At 50.5% G+C, this 15,712-nt stretch carries 16 protein-coding genes and 1 pseudogene; 3 read left to right on the forward strand and 14 right to left on the reverse strand.

What is annotated here, in order from left to right; all coding sequences use genetic code 11:
* Positions 1-133: 133 nt before the first annotated feature.
* Positions 134-1,552: an IS5 family transposase gene (locus JUF11_RS10205; protein ID WP_204119523.1), complete on the forward strand. Its 1,419-nt coding sequence runs from the start codon at positions 134-136 to the stop codon at positions 1,550-1,552.
* Positions 1,553-1,881: 329 nt separating this feature from the next.
* Here the strand turns inward: JUF11_RS10205 and JUF11_RS10210 are convergent, their stop codons facing one another.
* The 11 genes from JUF11_RS10210 to JUF11_RS10260 all read right to left on the reverse strand — a co-directional run bounded on the left by JUF11_RS10210 (position 1,882) and on the right by JUF11_RS10260 (position 12,248).
* The gene (locus JUF11_RS10210; protein ID WP_204119524.1) at positions 1,882-2,805 is read right to left on the reverse strand and encodes a conjugal transfer protein; all 924 of its coding nucleotides are present in this window, start codon (positions 2,803-2,805) and stop codon (positions 1,882-1,884) included.
* Complete coding sequence (locus JUF11_RS10215; protein ID WP_236000554.1) at positions 2,802-3,170, reverse strand: hypothetical protein; 369 nt, start codon at positions 3,168-3,170, stop codon at positions 2,802-2,804. The genes JUF11_RS10210 and JUF11_RS10215 overlap by 4 nt, the downstream gene beginning before the upstream one ends.
* Positions 3,171-3,332: 162 nt before the next feature.
* Complete coding sequence (locus JUF11_RS10220) at positions 3,333-4,328, reverse strand: bifunctional lytic transglycosylase/C40 family peptidase (RefSeq protein ID WP_204119525.1); 996 nt, start codon at positions 4,326-4,328, stop codon at positions 3,333-3,335.
* Entirely contained in the window at positions 4,325-6,469 is a 2,145-nt protein-coding gene (locus tag JUF11_RS10225; RefSeq protein WP_204119526.1) for a CD3337/EF1877 family mobilome membrane protein, read from the reverse strand. The genes JUF11_RS10220 and JUF11_RS10225 overlap by 4 nt, the downstream gene beginning before the upstream one ends.
* Complete coding sequence (gene tcpF / locus JUF11_RS10230; RefSeq protein WP_204119527.1) at positions 6,456-8,921, reverse strand: conjugal transfer ATPase TcpF; 2,466 nt, start codon at positions 8,919-8,921, stop codon at positions 6,456-6,458. The genes JUF11_RS10225 and tcpF overlap by 14 nt, the downstream gene beginning before the upstream one ends.
* Positions 8,905-9,297: a conjugal transfer protein gene (locus JUF11_RS10235; protein WP_123157018.1), complete on the reverse strand. Its 393-nt coding sequence runs from the start codon at positions 9,295-9,297 to the stop codon at positions 8,905-8,907. Before JUF11_RS10235 ends, tcpF begins: the two co-directional genes overlap by 17 nt.
* Before the next feature lie 61 nt (positions 9,298-9,358).
* On the reverse strand, positions 9,359-9,862 hold the full coding sequence (locus tag JUF11_RS10240; RefSeq protein ID WP_204119528.1) for an antirestriction protein ArdA: 504 nt from the start codon (positions 9,860-9,862) through the stop codon (positions 9,359-9,361).
* Position 9,863: 1 nt separating this feature from the next.
* On the reverse strand, positions 9,864-10,085 hold the full coding sequence (locus JUF11_RS10245) for a hypothetical protein (RefSeq protein ID WP_003606383.1): 222 nt from the start codon (positions 10,083-10,085) through the stop codon (positions 9,864-9,866).
* A 91-nt stretch (positions 10,086-10,176) separates the two neighbouring features.
* Positions 10,177-10,503, reverse strand: a complete 327-nt coding sequence (locus JUF11_RS10250; RefSeq protein WP_070720958.1) for a hypothetical protein — start codon at positions 10,501-10,503, stop codon at positions 10,177-10,179.
* Positions 10,493-11,683, reverse strand: a complete 1,191-nt coding sequence (locus tag JUF11_RS10255) for an XRE family transcriptional regulator (RefSeq protein WP_204119529.1) — start codon at positions 11,681-11,683, stop codon at positions 10,493-10,495. Before JUF11_RS10255 ends, JUF11_RS10250 begins: the two co-directional genes overlap by 11 nt.
* A 304-nt stretch (positions 11,684-11,987) precedes the next feature.
* On the reverse strand, positions 11,988-12,248 hold the full coding sequence (locus tag JUF11_RS10260; RefSeq protein ID WP_016379211.1) for a hypothetical protein: 261 nt from the start codon (positions 12,246-12,248) through the stop codon (positions 11,988-11,990).
* Positions 12,249-12,330: 82 nt separating this feature from the next.
* Between JUF11_RS10260 and JUF11_RS10265 the strand changes: the two genes are divergently transcribed.
* Entirely contained in the window at positions 12,331-12,918 is a 588-nt protein-coding gene (locus JUF11_RS10265) for a type IV toxin-antitoxin system AbiEi family antitoxin domain-containing protein (protein WP_204119530.1), read from the forward strand.
* A gap of 83 nt (positions 12,919-13,001) precedes the next feature.
* A pseudogene (locus JUF11_RS10270) lies at positions 13,002-13,771 on the forward strand (nucleotidyl transferase AbiEii/AbiGii toxin family protein).
* Between the two features lie 2 nt (positions 13,772-13,773).
* Here JUF11_RS10270 and JUF11_RS10275 read toward each other — a convergent pair.
* From JUF11_RS10275 to JUF11_RS10285, 3 genes are read right to left on the reverse strand one after another with little or no spacing between them, the layout of a single operon-like run.
* The gene (locus JUF11_RS10275; RefSeq protein WP_123157013.1) at positions 13,774-14,049 is read right to left on the reverse strand and encodes a hypothetical protein; all 276 of its coding nucleotides are present in this window, start codon (positions 14,047-14,049) and stop codon (positions 13,774-13,776) included.
* Complete coding sequence (locus JUF11_RS10280) at positions 14,039-15,427, reverse strand: FtsK/SpoIIIE domain-containing protein (protein ID WP_204119531.1); 1,389 nt, start codon at positions 15,425-15,427, stop codon at positions 14,039-14,041. Before JUF11_RS10280 ends, JUF11_RS10275 begins: the two co-directional genes overlap by 11 nt.
* Positions 15,424-15,711, reverse strand: coding sequence for a hypothetical protein (locus JUF11_RS10285; RefSeq protein WP_016379204.1), 288 nt, complete (start codon positions 15,709-15,711; stop codon positions 15,424-15,426). Before JUF11_RS10285 ends, JUF11_RS10280 begins: the two co-directional genes overlap by 4 nt.
* Position 15,712 lies beyond the last annotated feature (1 nt).

Raw genomic sequence — 15,712 nt, forward strand, 5'->3', positions numbered from 1 at the left:
TAGTACTAACAAGAATAGGTCTTCATGGCCTTTTTGGTCTAGTCGTCAGGGTGTTGCACTTGAATTGTAAACTGGGGTCCCGGTTTTCAGACATTTCCCGTGCATTTACGAAATTCACTCGGAGGTTTTATCCATGGTTTATCGTCAAAGTCCCCACCAACTCTCTTTTGAATCCTTTGGTTGCGGCCTGAGCACACCGCTCAGTCCAGATAACGAGTGGGTGCGCTTGGCCGATATTTTCCCGTGGAAAGAACTGGATGAGGCATACCAATTGGAGTTTTCCAAGAAAAGTACTGGGCGAGCGGCCAAGCCATTTCGGATGCTTTATGGCGCTGGACTGATTCAGAATCGAATGAAACTAACCGATCGCGGTGTGGTCGACGCAATTCGAGATACGCCGGCTTATCAGTATTTCATCGGGCTTTCGGAATATCGTGCAGAGAAGCCCTTCGCATACACCAGCTTGTGTACCTTCCGTAAACGGATTGCGGATATCTCTGAACTGGTCAGAAACATTATCAATGATTGGCTTCGTGCCAAGATCGAAGCCTTGGTGCCATTCAAGGTTGACGTGATGATCACGGATGCCACAGCGATTCCGGTGAAGATCCGCTATCCCCAAGATACCTCGCTGCTCAATCAAGCCCGCAAGAATCTTGAAGACATGGCCATTGACATGGCGCATCAACTGAATGTCCCTAATCCACGCATGTATAAGCGTGAAGCCAAACAAGTTTGGACGGCTTTCTCACGCCATCCAAAGAGCCAAAAGCAATCCGTTCACAAGCAAGTTAAAGCGCAACTTCAATACGTCCGTCGCGACTTGCGCTACATCAATGAATTCATTGATGCAGGGGCAATCTTAACCGCCAAACAAGCAGTACGCTTGGGTGTCATCCGAATCTTGTTTGACCAACAATGGTATATGTTTGAACACAAGATTCACCATGTCGCAGACCCGATTGTTAGTCTCCAACAGCCTTATATTCGACCGATCCAGCGTGATAAGGCGAAAGCCAAAGTTGAGTTTGGGGCCAAGATTGACGCATCGTTAAGTGAGGGCATCGTTGATATTGAGCGTTTCGAATTCAGAGCTTTCAATGAGAGTAAAGACTTTGAAGCGACCTTGGATCATTACTTCGACTTGCATGGCCATTACTCAGATGAGGTGTTGGCAGACACGCTTTATCGCAACCGCGACAATCGAAAGTTGTGTAAGGACCTAGGCATCACCCTGTGCGGACCTAAACTTGGCGCAAAGCCCAAACACATTGATGCCAAGAAACGCCGCCAGGATACGGACGCAGAGAATCGACGCGGGGCCATTGAACGCCGATTCGCCTTTCTCAAAGGGTCAGTAGGCTTGGACTTAGTCAATACCCGAACAGCTGAGTCATTGGCCGTTAAAATCGATCAGGCAATGGTATTAAGCAATGCGCTGACATTCTTGAGAGTGTTTGCTATACCAATTTTAATTTTAACCACGAACGAAGGGCAAACCTATCGTTTCCGGTACAAATTTACTACTAGCATCGAGAATATGGTGGCCTAGTTGAACAGCCACTACCTACCAAAACGTTGATAAGCGGTCTTGCAGCTTTTGAGTTGTAAATCTCAACAAGGAAGTGTCTACTTGCTATAGTCTAACAATCAAATTTACTCCTAGGATTGCACTTACGATAGCTAATGACCATTCAGGAGTAGTAACGTATGCAGAGAGCATTGCTTGAAGTAATGAACCATCAACGTACATACTGTTGAGGCGTCCCTGTTTCAACAATACCAGTGCCTTACCGTTGTGTTGCAAAAGTAGGACGGCAACAAGACCCGGCACAATCTGCTGCGCTAGTTTCAGCGTGAGGTCGTGCCGGGTCTTCTTTTTTAGATTCCGTCAGTGATAATCCAGTTGTTGCTTTGCTTGGAGAGGGTCAGGGTGTATTGCGAGACTTGGCTCATATCGTTGTCAGTATCGAGATACTTCACAGATAAGGTGACGGTCAGGCCGCGCTTAGTCTGCTTGAAGACAGGATCGAGCAGTTCCACGAACTTGAGGTTCCGTTCGATAGGCCGCGTGCCGTCCTTGACGTAATACTTGAGTTCATTGCGATCGCTTTGTGGGTACAAGGCGAAGAACGTCTTGAGGAACTTGGTTACGTTGTCTGCGGTGCTGCTGTCTACCGAATTATCAGATTGCGTATCTGGCAGATTGATCCGTGCTGTCGCAGGTTCCGCCGCGATGGTTGGGTTCTTAGTGACCACCATATCGCCATTGTCATTTTGCATGACGTTAATGGTGTAAGTGCTGGTCACAGCCTTCTTGTCTTTGCCCTTGGCGAGTTCTTGCGTCACCGTGAATAGTACGCGGAACGTGTTTTTGGCCGTCTCGCTCACGTCCCAGACCTTAACTTCACTAACCGTGGCTGTGGTTGGAATATCACTCCGCACGGTGTCAGCGTTCAGTGATTGTAGTTGCTCCACGAGGTACGGCTGCAAGGCTTTCTGGCGTTGATCGAGGGCTTCGTGGCTAGGTTGCCACGAGTAGTAGAGCTTGGCGAAGTCGGTGGCGAAGGTCGCCAAAGCGTGCGTGTCGATCACCTTAGTCTTGATCACTTGGACTTCATGCACCGTGTGGGTGTCGATGGCGGTCATGTTCTTGTAAACGCCGAAGCTGGTGCTACCGATCAAGACTGCCCAGCAAAGCAGTGTGACCGGACGGCGCAAACCGCGGTGCATAATTTTAGGTGGCTTTGGCGCGGCTGGCTTCTTTTTGAACCAGCCGTTCTTTTGGGTTTTGTCTTTACTCAAGGTTCGTTCACCTTGTCCTTTCTAATTTCGTAGCAGCGGTAAAAGTCATCGTAAATATCGAGAAAATGCACGAACAGACGTTGTAGGGAGATTCGCTTGTAGCTCTCGTAGTCGGTTTCGATATACTGACCGAGTTCACGGTCATTGTCGAAATATTCTTCGGCCAAGAAACGCTCGCGGTCGAGAATATACTTGCGATCCTCTGGGGCAAACACCTTGCCAACTAGCCAATGCTCAACTGCGACTTCGTGGGCCACGGCCAGTCGGTATTCGCGGCGGTGGCCGGACTCCATTTCTGGCATACGATCCACGAAGCGATCGATCAGGTTGCACAGGTCATCAGTGTTGGGTTTTCTTTGTTTCAAGAACTTGATTCGCTCCCATTTGCTGGACGCAAAGTCGAGTTCTTTGTTTTGTAGCGCGCGGTTGTCACCAAATTTGAGATCAACGTGTCGCATCATCGAAGGTGTTGGTGAGGAGTTCCATCCAGTCAGAGTAGCCATATCCGGTTTCGTCCATATCAGCACCTACTTTCGGACACGTCCGGCGCCGATCAGATGGGCTTGCCAATAACTTGAGTTCAAGTCAGCATAGCCCAGCGGGTCGCCAGCGTTATACATCTTCATGCCGCCGACGTAGATCCCAACGTGGGTCACGTAATCGGCGGTATTATAGGTCGAGTGGAAGAATACGAGGTCGCCGGGTTTGGCGTCCTTGATGTTCAAGTGTGCCGTGGCGTCATATTGTGCTTGTGCGGTGCGAGGAAGCTTGATTCCGGCCTTGCCGTAGCACCAACTGGTCAGTCCCGAACAGTCGAAGCCGGTTGCGGGCGTTGAGCCTCCAAACACATACCGCGTGCCTTGATACTTGAGTGCCTCGTCCATGATGGCTTGCACTGTTTTGTCATCGAACTTCGCACCACCAGTGACAAGGTATTGCGAGATGACCGGCACGTAATACATGTTCCCGTAGGCATAGCGCCAACCGTCCTTAGCAACTGCGTTGGTGTAGGTGACTTTCTTACCACCAGACTTCTCTTTGGCAAACGCCATCGCCATCGCAAGCGTGTATTTTTTGCCGTGCTTAGCAACGTAGTCGATGAAGCCGCCACCGTAGTTGTAGCTTTGAATGGCGGTGTTGAGATCCACCCCGGCAGCCTTCATGCTTTTCAGCAGCGATGCGAAATACCTCACACCTTGCTTGATGGACGCTTCGGTATCTAGCGTGTTGACCGGCAGTCCCAATGATTCACTAGCCTGCATCACATCGCCACCCTTACCGCCAGATTCGACTTGCATGATGGCGAGTATTACCATCACCTGGTCTAAAATGCCGAACTCCTTACAATATTTTTCGACCGTCAGCTTGTGCTTGTAGACTTCAGCGGATAAGTTCATTGCGTCGGCTGTGATCGCAGAGGCAGGCTGGTCTTCGTCATCATCAGAGGCGATGACTGTAAAGAACAGACCGCCAATCAGGAGTATTGGGAGTGCGGCGAGAGCTAACCAGCGCCAGAGTTTCATCGCTTCTTACGCCTCTTAGCCTTTTTAATCCGCTGCGGCTTGGGGTTGCGTGGCTTGGCTGGTTTTTCGGACACGAGGTTCAGTGGCTTTTTGGGCTTTGTCGCCGGTGGTGTTGCGGGTTCTTGGTGCGTCTTGATTGCGGGGTCTGCTTGTGGTTTGGTTGCCGGACGTGGCGGCCGAGTTGAAGTCGGTTGCGTCGGGGTGCGTTTAGGCTTACCACTAGCGGCAGTCTGTTCGGACTTTGGCTTGGCAGACGTGACAGTCGTTGGTTTACGGGTCGGTTCAACAGGTGGTTTGGTAGCCGTTGGTTTGCGTTTTGGTTCAACTGGAGGCTTCGCGGCAGTTGGCTCGGGCTTTTCAGAATCAGACTTCGGCTTGATTGCGAGCCTGCGTTCTTGCATCTGCTTACGTCGTTGTTCAAGCTGCTTGTCTCGTTCTTGCTGAATAGCTTCACGCTGTCCTTTGAAGCTATTCTTCGCGGTTTCGGCAGCCTCCTTGGACAGTTGCTTACCACGGTGCAAGCCATATAAAATGTTAGTCGGCGCATCTTTCACCTGATCAATGCCGCGCTTGGTCTTGTCTTTGATCTTGTTACTGATATCAGACACATCGGCGAGTTTTTCACCCAGACGTTGGCTGCGTGGCTTCTTCGGCTGTTGCGGTTTGGTAGCATCCGCGGTTTGTTCGCGTTGCGTCCCAGCGGGGAGCTGTGGTGTTTGCGGCATTCCGCGTCCTTTACCATAGCCCCGCGACAGGAAACGTCCTGCCATTGCGCCGCCCATAGCACTGCCAACAAATTGCCGAAGCATTCGGTTCCCACGACGCGAGAAGCGTTGGGCGCCTTGCTGGGCGTCAGAGCTATGGAGCTGCATCATGCCCATCAAATCACCGAGCTTCATCCAGATTCCGGCGAAGATAGTGACTTGCAGGAAGGCCACGAGGAAGAACGGTGAGGTGGCCGACAAGCCATAAACCATTGCCGATAGTGAGAATGCCATCGTGATCACCAGCGTCACGCCAACTCGGGTCATGATTGTGTTGAACAGTTTCATGATATTTTGCTTCATCAAGCCGTTAAACGATGGCAACATGGCGAGTAAGAACGACACCGGTAAGAACGTCGCGTAGATGATAAAGAGTATCTGGCTGAACAGCATCATTGCCGTCAGGAAGAAGACAAACAAGGTGATCGCGATATTGAACAGGACAACGAAGGTGGTGGTGCCCAACCGATTGATGGTCATGGTTGGTGAGAGGTTCTCGTTGTCGTTGTCTTCAATTTCGGCCTTCACTACATCAGTGCGGGTCTTGCCCTTGTCGCCAAATGGATCGGTTTTCATCAACGTATTCACACGGTCTTTGCCAACATTGTCAGCGTCGCTGTCACCAAACTGCAAAAGCGTCCACGGCTGCTTCACCTGAATTTCAAAAAGGGTGTCACGGATCGCATCGACGCCTGATTTATCGGTGGCGGTATCAGTCCGCATAATCATCTTGGAGCCAGTGTTGAGCGCACTGGTACTGATGTCAGAGCTGAACTCGTTGATTTTGCCGATGTAATCTGGTGCGTAGGCGATAAAGCTGGCTGACGTGATGAAAATCACTACGAAGTTGACGATCGCCGAGATTGCTTTGGAGGTTTCACGCTTGATGATGCCTGTGTAGGCGACATAGATGCCGACAACCAGCGTAATCATCAAAAGTAATCCGGGGTAAAAGCCGTCAGTGGTGAAGCCATCTTTTGACACGCCGGCCAAGAGCTGCATGTTCTTCCCAATCGCGTCAGACGTATCTTTGATGAAGTCCAGCGAGTAGGCTTGCTGAATCAGGTAGCCCGCAGCGTTCGAGAGGTAGACCGAGAGCGTCCACAAAAAGTTGGTGATGGCATACAGGCCATAAGAAACGCTTTTGCCGATACCATCGCCCCAGTTCCACGGGAGCCAGTCCCAACTCGTATCCACGAAGTAGTCGAGCTGGTAGTGCGATAACGGGTACTTGGAATACTCGTTAGCTCCGCCAGACTGATCGTCTACCAGTCCCGCTGCGTGTACCGACTGGCCGCCAGCAAGCACCAGCACCAACATGAATGCTGCGACAACACCGAGGAACAGCAGTAGCCGCCGACGGTTAGCTTTCGTCATCAGCAATCACCTCCACGGGTTTCGGTGGCCGAGTGTCAAAGGCGTGGTGTAGGTGTTCAAAGATATAGTCAAAGTGCAGCACGCCGACGTGCCCCCAGATGTCTTGGAACAAGCACTCCCCATTATCCAGTGACCGGAGCCGGTTTTGGTTGCCTTCGTCTTCGGCGTCTAGTCCAAAGAAGTTGAGCGTGTTTTTGATTTCAGTGATGTCGGTGCTGCGGAACGCGAATTTCTGGGCGATGTTGTTCTTCATCTTTTCATCGAGCAAGTCGTCCGCATTTTGAGTGACAAGGTAGACCCCGGCGTTCATGGAGCGACCTTCACGAATTAGCTTCATCGACAGAGCTTTGCCTTGTGCAACATTCAAGAACGCCCAGGCTTCGTCCAAGTCCACGATTTTGAACTGGGCGCGATCTTGGTGAATGAAGTCGATCGCGAATGTACTGATTATCATGAGCATTGCCACCGACAGCATTTCCGCAGTGATGTACTCCTCCTGCGTCTTGTCGGCGTCTGGCAGTACCAAGTCTGCGATTTGCACGATGTTGATTTTGCGGTCAAGCGCGATTGTCCGCCGTGCTGTTCCGTCAGAAAACAGCAGTGCCGCAAAGTCGTAGTCCGTAAAGGATTCGATGTGATCGGCAATGTTGCGTGCGATTGGCGTGTCTTCACGGCGGAGTTCATCAATGACTTTCAACAGTCCCGGTTCGGGTGCTTGGGTTACCGCCCGGATCGCCTTTCGCAGCGTTGGAAAGCGGTCGGCGTCACGGCTTGAAATCCCCGTGAGGAAGGTCAGGGTATCAACAGCTAGTGATTCAGAATCTTTGAGATTAGACAGAATGATATACGGATCGAGTAGTCCACGGTTCTGTTCTTCACTGGTCAGGTTGACGATATTGATTTCGTCACCCATAAAATCGAGGTTCTCCGCCCAGCCGGTACGTTCTGACTTCGGGTCAAGAATCAGAGCCTGTGCCCCGTAAAGTACAGCGTAATAGACGAGCAGATTGTTGGAGAAGGACTTACCACCACCCAGTGAGCCGAGGAAGGCGGCGGATAAAGCGTTGGTGACAGTGCCCTTGATACCTTGTGCGGCAATGTCTGGTTGCAAGTAGACGTTACGTCCAGTGTCCACGTTGTACCCGATGTAGATACCTTCTTTTTCACCCAAGGATTGGGTCGCACCAAAGCCTAGTGAGGCGATGAAGTCGCTGGTCACATATTGGATATAGTCGTTGATGTAGCGCTTGGAAGCCGGGATAAACTCGCTGTGCAGTCCCAGCATGTCGCCGAATGGTCGCACGAGTTTGATGTTGAGGCTGTCGTAGAAATCGAGTAGCTGATCGGCGCGGCGTTTCATTTCGTCTTCACTACGCCCAGCCACGCGAATGACGTAGCTGATCTTGTACATCGCGTCCTTAGTCTGGTCGAGGTTGCTTTCAAGCTCATCGACGGAATCCAGTGCATCGCTGACGCCGCGTGTGGTTTCGTTGCCGGACCGGTAGGCGTGTTCGTCTAAGTCCTTGAGTTCTTTTTTCTTGTTTCGTACCTTGGTCAGAGCCTTCTTGTTCGTCACGATCTCCACGTTCAAGCTGGTGTCGATGGGAAAGTCGAACTGGCTTTGCTGGAAGTAGAAGATTTCACTGCCCGGAAATTCTAGTTCGCCAACAATATCGGAAAGGGTCAGGTACGTCACATAGCTGGCATCCAGTCCGTGAGTGATTTTGATTGAGCGTTGGTGCTGCTCAATCAGTGACCGGGTTGGCTTGATCAAGTCGTAGCGCTTGATGATCGTGTCGCGCTTGGGCTTCTTGCGGGGTAAGTGATACTCATAGTCGTCGTAGTCCTGACCCGTCATGCCATAGAGGTGTTCGAGTAGGTAGCCGAAGTCGTTCTTATCGAGCGGACGGACTTTGAAGCGACGGCCAATTTTTTCGGCGAGGAACTTGGCAGACTTGGCATAGCGTTCCACCTCGGCGTTGTTCATGGTGAAGAAGTCGCCAGCGAACGTTGTGTTGAACTCGGCAAAGAAGTCCCGAATGCCTAAAGCCATATCCTTGAAGATGGACTTGGCAGTTACCTCTGCGTCGTTCAGAAGCAGCTTAAAGCCGATTAAGAAGCGATAGTCCACTTGGTTGTCACCAACGTTTTCGGTCAGCGATTCGGCTTGACCGTCGATGTGCTGGAAGGCGATGTCTTTCAGCGTGCCTTTGACCAGCTTCTTCGAGCGGTCGAGGGTATCGCGGACACTGGCTTCGGTGGCGAGCTGCAACAAGTGGAGCTTACCGTCACGGTTCTGGGAGATCAGTTGACGGAAGTTCTCATGGACTTGTTGCTTCTGTTCTGGACTAAGGAACGAGTAGTTGTACGGGATCAGTTCAAAATAGGCAAAGCACTCGCCGTCAGTGTTCCAAACGAGATTGTCTTCGATATACTTAATTGGAAATTTCATTGTGATACCTCCAGACGTAGGTCACAGCAGCGGTTTGTTTCTCTTTCTGCGACTTCACAGGCTTACCAGCATAGGTGAACTTCGGGGCAATGGCGTAGTTGATCACCGACCGCAAGAACCCCATTGGCTTCTTGTTGTCGAAGGTCTTTTGGCTCATGAACCAAGTTAGCCCGGCAGGAATGCCAACGTATTTGAGAAACGCGCCGTCGATGAATGACAGTGGCGGCAAGTCGCCAAGCAGCATGATCGCGAACAAGCTGACGATGAACCACGTCATTTGCGTAAATGTGATGGGAAACGGCAGTTGCAGGTCATTGATGGCGTACAGCACCTTTTCCACTGACCAGATGCTGGTGTAGGAACGGACTTTCTTCATGTGATCTCCTTTCATTGTGAGATAAAAGGGTTGACGCCTTTTGCAGCGCCAGCCCCAGTGACTAGTTCAGATATTCGTAAATGCCGTCGCAGGTGGTGATGTAGTCACCATCGGCTTCAAGATCGCTGGCTAACCGTTCGTAGTTGATATATGACTGAATCTGTTCAGGCACTTCGCCACAAAAGTCGCCATCTTGAACCAGTTTGATAGCGAGATCTTCCATTGTCTCAACGTCATAGTGTACGAAATCGTCGATGTGTGCGGCCAGCTCGATCACGTCATCAAAGCGTTTCTCCACCAATTCTTCCACTGCGTCAGCCAAATCGGAGTTATTGAGCTTTTCCAGAGCCGCCCACATTTCATTGAGGTGTGCGATGGTTTCATGTTCGGAGATGGGAAACGGCGCTTCGTAATCGTGAATCGCATATTCTTCATACTCTTCGTTCAGGCCGATTTGTTCGGCCACATCGTCCCAAGCAATCGGCGGTTCAAACCACGCGCCGACGGATTCGCCTTCATTGTATTTGCCTAGATTGGCAATCCATACTCGCATTTCTGTTGCCATATTAAGCTCCCATGACGCGATTGAATAAGTTCAACAACACGTCTTTAACCCCAGCGGTGTTGAACACCAGCCCCACGGCGATGATCGCAATGACCAAGAAGCCGATCAGCTTGGAAAACTCACGCTTGAAGCCGAGGTAGACCCCGATAATGGCAATCGCCATCAGCACCAAGCTCTGGGCGTTGGAAGTGAACCAGTTAAACAAGTTTTGTCCGAAATTCATAATAATAACCATCCTTTTTGTTTTTAAGTTTTGTGACCAATGCTCCTTTCAAGAATGCCGCTATTTTGTCGTGGTCAGCGGCGACCTATGACTAATAAAGAAACAATGCTTCTACCGGTGACCTGAAAACCGGCCACCCGGATTCTTCGGCAGTTTGGTAAAGCAGTCGACGCAGCTCACTGTAATTGAGGGCGCGACCATCGCGGCCAATCAGTGCCGCAGGATGTTCTTGTTGTTGGTGGCGCCAAGCGATGTAGTCCTGAGCTGTGAAGCCGAAACTGTTCATATCGCAGATGCGACGGTACTGCTTGTGTTCGACCACGCCGACTAGCGCGGCCTTGTAGACGTAAACATTCAGCACACAGTCTTTGAATGCCTTGCCGCGCAGTTGGTGGGAAGTAAGCACATCATTGACCAAACATGTCACCTCCCAGTTCCTCGCTACCGACAGTCTGTTGCTCAATCAGCTTGAGGTGCTTGTCGTTTAGTTCGGCGTCCTTGATCATGAGCTGCAAGTCAGTAGTGCCGAAGTAGTTGTCGATTTCCTTGATGACTTTGAGGGTAGGCATGACTTGCTTTTGGAGCCACGCCTTGGTCTTGTTCATATCAAAGGGCTGGGGTGCGGTAGTCAGGCGTATCGGTTGACGACCTTTGCCGAGGAAGTATGCCCAGCGGTCGTTGAGCGGCCACTTCAAGCGGCTTTTGTCCGGGACTTCATCAACGAATCGCATGTAGCGCGTGATGATACCGAACGCGACTTTTTCGGCGTCACGGGTAATCAGCATGCTCTCAATTGCCTTGATTGCCCGTTCGTTCTTCAAGCGAATCTCAAAGCGGTTGATGATCGGTGTGTCGGCAATGGCGATGCCGCGCTTGGCAGCTTGTTCGGCGGCCTTTTCGTAGATGCAGAAGTACACATCGCTTTTCATCGTGCCGACGTATAGCGTGTTGCCCCGGCCAGCCTCGTCGAGATCCACGAGCTTACCTGATTGCAATCCTTGGAATGACCGCATGACGGAGATGCACTCGTTGTTCAGACACTTATCGACCAGTTCGGGGATATTCAGTAGACCAACCATGTCGTTGATTGCAATATCAACCCGTTTGAAGATTCCGCCAGCTTCATCGACACGGAGGAAGTAGTCGTACCAAGTTTCACCGTGGCTTAGCAGAATGCCTTCAAACTCACGGCAGCCTTGGCCTTTCATTTCGACCAGCGTGCCGAGGTTTGAGTCGATCGGCGCGACCATGACTTGAATGTTGGAGAAGATATACATGGCCGAATAGCCGTAGAATCCATGTTCTTCAAATATCAGGTGTTCTGGGGTCAGACCGAGAATCTTGGTGATCACAGCCTTGGCGTCAGTTGTCGGGAACCGCACGCGCATGTAGTCAAACATCAGCGTCAGTTCAGGTTCGTCGTTCCAGTTCTTGAGCAGCCGGTCGATTTCGGCTTGAAGCGCGGGACTGGGGTTCGTCTTGCCGTTTTCCACTTGGACGTAGTGCATCCGTGTGACACCTAGGCGCCGTGCGACTTGAACTTGGGTCAGCTTGAGTTGCTTGCGTTTAGTTTTAATCTTTTCATGCCATGAGCACATGGCAACGCTCCTTTCAAAAAATGATGGATGGGGGTGCCATCCATCATTTTGACTTTTTCTATTCAAATGCCGTCATAGCAACCTTTCTACCCCGTGTTCAGGCACAGACGTTGTATTTAATACCCCCCTGTTAGAGTACTGGGGGTAAGCGGTCGGCTGGCGCCGACCGCTGCCATTCACGCTTGCGGCTTTCGCGTTGCACGCCGCGCGTGGCGGCAGCAGGGGGCAGCCTTGCTGAACAGATTGGATAGTCATAGTCTTGCTCCTTTCAAACGGGTTTGTTTTGATGACGGCGTGAAGCTGATTAATAATGGTGGGCCCAGCTATGGTAAGTGAGCTGCATGCCAGTTTGCGTCATGGTAGCCGTGAACCAGAAGTAGATGGGCTTACCTGAGATGGTGCGGTCGCCGACGAGTTCGAGCCAGTGATCACCGTCTTCGTAAGGCTCAATGTAATCACACATTTCCAGTAAGGCGTCTTCGGCGTCCTCTGGTGTTCCAGCTATGATTGTGTCAGCGTAATCTTCCTGAAAGCGACTTTGGTTGTTGATTATCGGAATTCTCATGGGATCTCCTTTCGTATTCGTGAATTCACGTTTCAAACGTCATCATATGGTATAATGACGTTTGAAACGTGAGGTGAGTTTAATGTCAGATTTAATCGAATCATTTATGAAACAAAATAATGGCCAAGTGACGACCGCAGATGCCAAAAAGCTTGGGGTCAATCCACATCTGCTCATTGATCTTGCTAACCGCGGGAAGCTGGAGCGTGTGGGACGCGGAGTGTACATTGATCCGGCAATATTTGAAGACGACATGTATATCCTTCAATATCGGTTTAGTAAGGGTGTCTATTACAAAGACACTGCGTTGTTTTTGCATCGTATGATCGACCGGACGCCGGATCGCTACCAAATGAATTTTCCCCGCGGCTACTACCCAAGCTCAATCGGTGAATTTCCAGTTCGGATGTATCATCAAAAATCCGAATGGCACGATCTAGGGGTTGAGGAAGTGCTCTCGTCGGGGCAACACAAGGTACGGGTCTATAACATCGAACGAACCCTTTGTGATATATTGCGAACGCGCGATTCATCGGATTCGGAAACTATCCGTCAAGCGATGATCAGCTATTCGCAACTAAAGCAAAAAGATATTGGGCGATTGGTACGCTATGCAGATTTGTTCAAAGTGAGAGAAAAAATCAACAACTACATGGAGGTGCTACTATGAAACTCGGTTTTTCAAATGGGCAACAGTTCAGGGCCAAGGTGCGTAACCTTGCCAAAGAAAAACAGATTGATCCTCAAATCTTGATGCAGGAGGTAGCGTTAGACGAGATTGTGGATCGAATTTCTCGCTCACCCTATCGAGATAATTTGATTCTCAAAGGCGGGTTTCTAATTGCGTCAATGCTAGGCGTTGATACGCGAGCAACGCGTGACGTCGATACCTCGGTCAAGGGTTTGCCGGTAACAAAAGAGGAAATTCTCAAAGTGTTTACGGACATCGCCAATATGAATGAGCCAGATAGCGACGTGACAATCAGGATTGCTAAGATTGATGATATTCGCGTTGCCGCAGAGTATGCCGGGTTTCGCATTCATATCGAAGCAAAATTTATAACAGCGTTGTAGATACGAAGATTGACGTTTCAACCGGGGACACAATCACGCCTCGTGAAATTTCATGGCATCATCGCACGATTTTTAATGACCAAGATATTCTGGTCATGGCCTACAATATGGAAACCATTCTTGCCGAGAAACTCGAATCCATGGTCGTGCGTCAGGAGCTTAATTCACGAATGAAAGACTTCTACGACTTGTATCTGTTTGATAAGGTGCAGCGGCAGAATATTGATTTCAAAGTCTTAAAGGATGCATTGCGGGCGACAGCAGAGCTTCGTGGTTCGGAAGCTCTATTGCCGCGATATGCAGAGATCATCACTTCATTGCGTGGGTCTGGGCTTTTGAAACAGCGCTGGGAAAAGTACCGAGTGGCCTACGTATACAGTGAGAACGTCACTTATGAAGCTACCTGCGATGCTGCGTTAGATTTGGTGAACGAGATCGGATTACCATAGACCTACTCCTCATCGCCTTCATCTGCGACGTTGGTGTAAGTCGTGATCAAGCCACCGTTGTCGCCAGTGGTGACATTGAACCAAAAGCGCTTCGGAAAACGATCAGCGGTCAGTCCGCCGGGAGCGCCCATCCAGATTCGTGAATCTGGGTATTCGTGGGCGTGCATCGCCATCCATTGCAGCTGGTCTTCCGCGTCTTCGTCAGACTGGAAAGGCACGTTCTCGTGAAAATCGTTGAGGAATTGCGTGCGGTTTTTGATTTTAACATCAGTGCTCATTTGGCACCTCCTGTTTTGTGGGGGTTGCGGGAACGGTATTGGCTGCGGCGCCGATTTTGGTGAGAAAGTCATAGCCACGTGGGACTAGCGGCGTGTAAAATTCAGAGATGACGCTGCCGCCAGTGTCCACATAGCCGCGTCCCTTGATTGGTTTCTGGAAAAAGTCTTTGTTGGTTTCGCCGAACATCATGGAATAGCCAAGCTCACTCATGCGCCCAAGCGCAACCCGGAACATGAACTGGTCGCGAATCCCATCACCGAGATACTTGGCATCAGGCCGTTGGCAAGCCAACACGAGAAAGAATCCGGCTTGACGGCCTAGCATGACGATCTGCTTGAGTTTGGACATCACCTGCATGGCATCGCGGCCAAGCATATCCATGAAAGCCACATATTCATCAAAAATCAGAAAGTGGGCGGGCAGTCCAAGATAGGCGTAGTTCTCGCCGGTCTTGTATCCGTCCATTTGTTTCATCTTGTTGTTGCGCACCATCATATCCTGATAGAAAGTTTCAAGTGCGCCAAGCATGGCCTCCTTCTTCGAGTAGACCCCCGGCATCACGTCAGCCAGATCAGCAAGGTCAGCGTTTTTCGGGTCAAGAATGGTGAGCTGGGCACCGTCTTTCAGTAACGCTTCGATCAGCGTCAAAATGAAGTAGGTCTTCCCACCACCAGTCCCACCGGCAATCAGCATGTGCGGTAGTGCGTCATAGTGCCAAGCCACGGTTTCCATGAGCTGCATGGCGCCATGTTCACAGGTCACATCAGCGATGGTAATGCGCTTGCCAATGGTGTCGTAAAGCAAGGTGTACTCGACATAAGAGTCGTGCAGGATCTTGTCGATCAACTCACAGTAAAGACCAGCCTCTAGCTTCTTTTCTAAGTGCAGGAGCTGGTCTTGATAGGAAGACATGACGATTTCAACGGAAACATGGATCAGCCCGTCCTTGAGCCGGTAGTAAATCTTGGGGAAGTGCGAGATCTTCTCTTTGGTGCGCGTTGAACCTAAGTCCTTGAAGAAACTCTCGCTGTTGGACTGGTCAGTTTGGTACCAATTGTTCTCCATAATCATGCGGGCGAGCTTTTGACGGTGTTCCATCTGCTTGTAGGAATCCGCAAACCAAGTTCGGTATGTCCACAAGCCAGCACCAAAGAGTAGTGCTGTGCATAAACTGTTGATAATCAGCGGCAACCATGACCAGGGCAGCGCCGCCACGTCCGACCAACTAAAGAATTTCCAGTTAATTTGTTTTAGCAGCGGCCAATAGGCGATAGTTACGCCAGTTACCCACAAGGAAACCACAACGGTCATAGCGGTGTTGTAGAGCAGGTTGCGTTGACGCGGATAGACCCGTGTACCGCGATAGGTTAGCTTCATTCGTCAATATTTACGCCGTCGTAGCCAATTACGAGGCCCAGCGGACTACTTGAAACGTTGAAACTAAAGCGCGCTCCGTGAAGGTAGGCTTCAGGTTTCGCACACTGCTCACTGGCTAAAATCAAATCACAGGCATTCATGCCAGCTTGAACCGCGTGATTAGCTGCGTCGATTAAGTTGATGATGACGTCACCAGTGGGTGATGCGCCGTTGTCAAAGTCAGAAATGTGTTCGTAGTGAAGCATAAAGTCATCCAAGTTGATGAGGGTTGTTTGATCATTCATA

It is taken from the genome of Lacticaseibacillus suilingensis (genome assembly GCF_016861845.1).
In the GTDB taxonomy this organism is placed as follows: Bacteria; Bacillota; Bacilli; order Lactobacillales; family Lactobacillaceae; genus Lacticaseibacillus; species Lacticaseibacillus suilingensis.